Below are 5,876 nucleotides of genomic sequence, written 5' to 3'. Positions count from 1 at the left end.
CCCCCACACCGCTGCCACGCCCGCCCACCACCAGCACCTTGCCCGAGGGCAACCGCGTCGCCGTATGGTTGTAGCGCGCCGTCGCCAGCGCTCCCGTCGCCGCCCAGGCATTGCTCGTCGGGTCATACACCTCCGCCGTCGCCAGACTCGCGCTCACGACGCCTCCCACCACCAACACCTGCCCCGTCGCCAGCAGCGTCGCCGTGTGATTGCGCCGCGCCGTTCCCAGATTCGGGCCCACGCTCCAGGTTCCCGCCACCGGGTCATACACATCCACATTGACCTTGGCGCCGCTGGTGTTGCCTCCGCCCGCGACCAGCACCTTGCCCGAAGGCAGCAGCGTCGCCGTCAGGGAATCGCGAGCCACACCCGAGGCAAGATTCCCTGCGGAAGCCCACGTGTTGGTGGCGGGGTCATAGACCGCCGTGGAAGCCATGCGGCCCGTCGCGTTCTCGCCGCCCGCCACGAGCACCTTGCCTGAACTCAACAGCGTGGCGGTGAGCACCTGCCGAGGCGCCGGCATGGGGGCGGCGGCCGTCCAGGTGCCTGTCGCAGGGTCATAAACGGTGGAGGAGGACAAGTAGCCGCTGGCGTTGTAGCCGCCCATCACCAGCACCTTGCCCGTCGGCAGCACCACGCCCGCGTGGTACTTGCGCGACTCAGCCATGGTGCCGGTGGCCGTCCACTCCTCCACCAATGGAGAAGCACTGCGGGCCAACGGCTTGTCTTCCGGCGCCTTGCTGCTACAGCTCAAGGCAACACATACCAATCCCAACAGCAGAACCCTGCTGGCGCTCATTGCGTGCATGAATTTCCCATTGAATGGAGGCTGTCGCCGCGCCCCCCACTGGCTTGTTTCAGTCAGTCACAATGCCCCACTTCCCGTGAAACGCACAAAAGGGACAGGGCCCTGTTGAAGAGGAAGGAGGGTGCGGAGGGACCGCCCAAGCAATGCTCCCGGCCGGTGGACAGGTCACTGGAGCCCCGTTGGGTTACACGCCACCCCAGGCCGCGCTCCCATTGTGTGCGTATGTCCAGGCTCTGGGCCTTCCAGCGGGTTCCCAGAGCGACGAGGTCTGCGTGACCCACCTCGGGACGAGCGACGACCCCACGCGCAAGCAACAGTCGTTGGCGGGTCGCCGCTTGGCGGCACCAGGTTACGCCGCGACGCCCACGAACATGTTGTAGTCAAAGAAGTTGATATGGAGCCACGTCACGCCAAACAGGCTCTGGTCAACCTTGTAGGCGAACTGGCCGAAGAGCTGGTCACTGTCACGGATACCGTCCTCGAGGAACATGTCGGCGATCCAGCCGACCCAGATCAGGTCCTTGAAGATGCTGCTGTCTGGCGCTCCGTCCAGCATGTAGAGGGACTGGGTGCTGTGGAGCCAGAGCAGGTTGCGGCCGTAGAAGGTCTCCGCATACCGCTGTTTGGTGGAATCCCGCACCTCGCAGTCGTTGTAGGTGTCCCCTGCCTTGCCCGCGTCGCTCAGGCTCGGGATGTCCTTCGGATACTCCTTGGAGTGGAAGATGAGACCCATCTCGTCGAGCACCGGGTTGTAGAAGAGGTGCGCGTGCTGGGTGTCATACTTGCTCAGCCGGATCTGGAACGGGTACGGGAGCCCCTGGGCCCCCTCCAGGGAGTTCTTCATCGCAATGAAGACCTTGCGGAAGGAGTCCTCGAGCGGTTTCGCGGCGGAGGTGAACTCATAGACGCTCCCCAGGCTGGAGGTGCCGCTGCCCCAGCTCTGGTACCCCCGCTCGTGCTTGTGGCCATCCTTTGTGCCCTCGCGAAACACCGCCAGCCGCGGCCCCGCCAGCTTCTGCAGGAACGCCGCGACGAACCCCTGGACCTGCTGTGTCCCCTGCGCGATGAGGCCCTGCTTGAGCTTCGCCTTCGCCAACTCGAGCGCCGCGGCCTCCGCCTCCCTCTTCTCCTTCGCCAGCTTCTCCTTGGCGAGCTCCTCCTCCGTCTTCTCCTTCTTGACGAAGAGGTTGTGGCCGCCGTGCCGAAGGCTTCCCAGGGGGTAGACGTCCGGCACCGGCTCCCCGGCGATGAGTCGCCGCAGAAGCTCGGTCCCGTTCTGCTTGGACTTCACCTCAGGCGTTGCACTGGGGAGACGCATGTCCAAAGCTCCATGGTTTGGGTTCAGCGGCGCGAGCCGCCGCGCGGAGACTGTCACATGGAGTCCGGAACACGAACAAGGTGTCGTAGACCTCCCAAGAACATCCTCTCGCAAAGCGAGACGAAATGTGACAGGAGTTGCCACAACCCGAATTCCCCGGAGGCAATCCCTGTCCACCGTCACTGTCTGGGCAGGCCCCACGCCTCCAGCCCGCCGAAGCGGCTGATGGCCACCTCTTCAGGCGTCAGCACGCTGGCGTTGAGCGTCAGCGAGTAGCGGATAGCCACGATTTTCTGGAGTTCGCCCATGCGGGCGCATCCACGCGAACCCTCTCCCCCTGGAGTCCGGTATGCGCATCCGACGCCTCTTCGCTGCTGTCGCCCTGCTCTCGATGGCTCCCACCATGGGTTTCGCCCGGCCCATCCCATGTGCCCAGCTTTGTCAGGCGGGCATTTCATGCGACGCGATCTGCACCACCCGGTTCGGGGACTACATCACGTGTGACGAGTGGGGTGCCCCCTGCGTCCACGCCGTGGCCGCCGAAGAGTCCGAGGAATCCTCTCGGGTTTGTAGCGAGGAGCACCCGGACGCCGAGCGGGCCGATACCACCGAGGCCTGACCGTCAGTAGACAGCCCCCGGGGGCAAACACCCCCAGGGGCCGCTCGTTCCGGATGCGAACGCGACGACTACGGGCTGAGGGAGTAGCTCCCCGACCAGGCGCCGTAGGACAACGTGGTGATGCCGTTGCGCGTGGTGCCCGTGTAGCTGGCCTGCCCCGGCTGGATGGTGACGGTCACGTTCCCACCCGAAGCCGCAATCACCCCCGCGTGCACCGCGGCCGCGCAGGAATTCGAGTCATCGGTGTAGAGGTCCGTCCCCCACACCGTGCCGCCACCCACCGGACCGCAGTTGCACCGGAGGCGCGTCCCGTTCTGGCCGCGGTAGGACGTGAAGTCGTAGCTGGAGCAGGCGTTCGGCAGAGGCGGCAGGCCGCTGACCGGATGCGATCCACCATCTCCCGGATGCCTTGCAGGAGGACGTTCGGGTACGTGGCCGCGCTCACCCGGGGCCCGTGGGCCACCGACGCGAAGCTCGCGTTTATTTCATTGGGGTCGTAGGGCCCGGAGACCTTGGCGATCTCCAAGGCGCCCTGGTAGAGGTTCGCGGAGAAGACGCCGCCTACGTTGCTGTAGTCCTCCGGGTTGATGACCAGGGCCCGGTTCAGTGAGGAGTTGTCGAGCGTGCCCACGCCCGGCCTCGGGTAGGAGAACCCCATCTCCGCGTCGATGAGGTAGGGCCCGTCCGCGGTGGCCATCACGTTCTCCTCGTGAAGGTCCCTGAGGCCGAAGAGGCCTGCCACCGTGATGATCCGGCCCATCTTCCGGAAGTAGGCCCCCTGGTCGTGCAAGGGAATCACGTCCGCCTTGGCGACCATCTGCATGTAGCCGTACTCGCCCAGCCGGTGCGGCATCGCGACGATGCGGAATGCCGGCAGCTCCGGGTCCAGCGCCGTGAAGAGGCTTTCGGTGTGCGGAAAGAGCGCCGGATAGTGCTCGTGGCAGACCTGGAACGACGCCGGGTCGCCCATGAGCAGCAATTGGAACGTCAGGTCCGACGGCTTGTAGACAGCGCGCCGCCCGTCCGAGAACCGCAGCAGCACCACGCGGTGCCCGGTGCGGTGCGGGTCGCTGCCCGTGACCGTCAGCCCGTTGAGGGTGCCCGTGATGCCATAGGCCCGGTTGAGCAGGGCGCGGTCGCGCTGGATGCGCGCGAGCAGGTCCGAGCCGAACTGCACATGCCCCGCAACCACCCGTTTGATCAACGCCCAGACGCGGTCCGTCAACGTCTCCTCGAGCGTCGTCACGGTGCCCAGCAGTCCGCGCCCGATACTCCACATCGCGCTCCCCGTCCGTCTGGAGAGGACGTTGTCGACGATGCCCCATTCGCCGCGACTGGATTGGATCGACGCGCACATACACGGGCCGTACAGGTCCACCGCCGCTTGCCTGAGGAAGTTCGAGCCCATGAGCACTGGCAGGAGCTTGCCCGTGCCCTGCATGCCACAGTGCGCCGCCAGGTCCCCCACAAGCATCTCGAGCGCCTGCTTGATGAAGGGCCTCGCCAGGTTCGGCGTGGGAGTGGCGCCTCCGGTAACAATTGATTTCAGCAGGAACTTCGAGGCGTCGTTGAGGGCGGTGGTGATCTGCGCGTCGTACATGGCGGTGGGCTCGGCGTGACAGTCTACGTCACTCTCCGTGAAACACCCCCAATCCCTTCCAGACAGCTCGCGGGCATCGTGCGACCCACGCCAGGGTCATCGCCGACAGGCCGCAATGACTGAGCCCAGGAAGGACACGGGTGATAAGCTTCCGCATCATTTCACCTCTCGTCGGCTCTCTCCCTACAAACCATGCCCTTCCACCGCTCTCTCCCCGCCCTCGCCGGCTTGCTGCTGCTTGCCCTCATGGCCTGTAGCACGCAGCCCGTCGGCTCCGTTCAACTCGCCAGCTCCGTCCAGCAAGCCCTCTCCTCGAGTGATGTCACTCGCGTCAAGGTGACCGTCTCCTCCTCGGACATGTCTTCCCGCGTCGTTGAACTGGTCAAGTCCAGTGGCTCCTGGGGTGGCCTCGTCGGCAACATCCCTGCCGGGCCCGACCGCTCCGTCCTCGCGGAGGCCTTCGACACCTCCGGCACCCTGCTCTTCCAAGGTCAGGCTTCCGGTGTCTCCATCACCGCCAACCAGACCACTGCCGTGTTCGTCAGCCTCCAGGAGATTCCGGCCCCTGTTCCCTATGACAACGAAGCGCCCGTCATCGACTCACTGACCGCCTCCAGCAATGCGCTTCAGCCAGGCGCTTCACTCACGCTGTCCGCGACGGCTCATGATCCCAACCCCGGAGACACGCTCACCCTGGTTTGGACCTCCTCCGGCGGCACCTTCTCCGCCCCCGCCGCCACGACCTCCACATGGACGGCTCCTGCTTCCCTCGGCGTGCAGACCCTCACCCTCACCATGACGGACTCCCAGGGCTCCGCCGTCTCCGTCTCCCTCACCGTCAACGTCGTCCCGGACCTCGTCACCGGTGACGCCGCCCTCGACATCTCCTTCAACCGCTGGCCTGTCGTCACCAAGGTCTCCGCGTCCCTCAACCGCCTCGACGCGGGACAGTCCACCTCCGTCTCCGCGCTTGCGTCCGATGCGGATGCCGATGCGCTTTCCTACCAGTGGACCTCCTCCTGCCCCGGCACCTGGACGAACGCGACGTCCGGCACCGCCTCGTTTGTTCCCTCCTCCAGACCGGCGGGCGCATGCAACAACTGCCGCCTCACTGTCACGGTTCAAGACGGCCGGGGTGGGCAGACCACGGGCTCGCTCAACCTCTGTGTCACCGACACCGCTCCCGTGCGCTTTGCTCCTGCGTTTACAAACTTCTACCAATCCGCCACCTCCACCTCGCCAGACCAGACGGTGGCCTTTGACGTCACCGCCCTGGACCCGCAGGCCAGCCCCCTGACTTTTGCCTGGACCGCCAACACCGGCGCACTGGCCACGGCGCAGAACACCGCCAATACCAGCCATGTCGTGTGGACGGCGCCTGCCGTCACGGCGCCGGGCGTCACCCTGAGCCATCCCCTCATATGAAACCGAGCGCTTCTTTGAAGACAGGGTGCTGGTGGAGGAGTTCGGCGAAGCGCTCGACGAGAGGCCGCAATCGCTCCTCCTTCATCATGGGAATGGCTTGGTAATA

Annotated in this window: 6 protein-coding genes; 1 reads left to right on the top strand and 5 read right to left on the bottom strand. The window is 65.6% G+C overall.

Translation table 11 applies throughout. The annotated features are described in order from the left end of the window. The 5 genes from D7Y15_RS41690 to D7Y15_RS46195 all read right to left on the bottom strand — a co-directional run. A partial coding sequence (locus D7Y15_RS41690) for a kelch repeat-containing protein (protein ID WP_304988698.1) occupies nt 1-754 on the bottom strand: 754 nt, incomplete at its 3' end. A 403-nt stretch (nt 755-1,157) separates the two neighbouring features. Then, a complete protein-coding gene (locus tag D7Y15_RS41685; protein WP_148713014.1) occupies nt 1,158-2,126 on the bottom strand; it encodes a hypothetical protein in 969 nt (322 codons plus the stop codon). A 179-nt stretch (nt 2,127-2,305) separates the two neighbouring features. Beyond that, nucleotides 2,306-2,434, bottom strand: coding sequence for a hypothetical protein (locus D7Y15_RS46475; RefSeq protein ID WP_255430444.1), 129 nt, complete (start codon nt 2,432-2,434; stop codon nt 2,306-2,308). A gap of 379 nt (nt 2,435-2,813) precedes the next feature. Beyond that, nucleotides 2,814-3,011 carry an LCCL domain-containing protein gene (locus D7Y15_RS41675; RefSeq protein ID WP_233605295.1) on the bottom strand — a complete coding sequence of 66 codons (198 nt, stop codon included), beginning with the start codon at nt 3,009-3,011 and terminating at the stop codon, nt 2,814-2,816. Continuing rightward, a complete protein-coding gene (locus tag D7Y15_RS46195; RefSeq protein ID WP_121756037.1) occupies nt 2,945-4,345 on the bottom strand; it encodes a DUF4135 domain-containing protein in 1,401 nt (466 codons plus the stop codon). The genes D7Y15_RS41675 and D7Y15_RS46195 overlap by 67 nt, the downstream gene beginning before the upstream one ends. 336 nt (nt 4,346-4,681) lie before the next feature. Between D7Y15_RS46195 and D7Y15_RS41665 the strand changes: the two genes are divergently transcribed. Beyond that, nucleotides 4,682-5,770: a hypothetical protein gene (locus D7Y15_RS41665; RefSeq protein ID WP_233605296.1), complete on the top strand. Its 1,089-nt coding sequence runs from the start codon at nt 4,682-4,684 to the stop codon at nt 5,768-5,770. Nucleotides 5,771-5,876: the final 106 nt, after the last annotated feature.

This window comes from Corallococcus sp. AB030, from assembly GCF_003668965.1.
In the GTDB taxonomy this organism is placed as follows: domain Bacteria; phylum Myxococcota; class Myxococcia; order Myxococcales; family Myxococcaceae; genus Corallococcus; species Corallococcus exiguus.
This window is presented reverse-complemented; position numbering and strand designations above follow the sequence as displayed.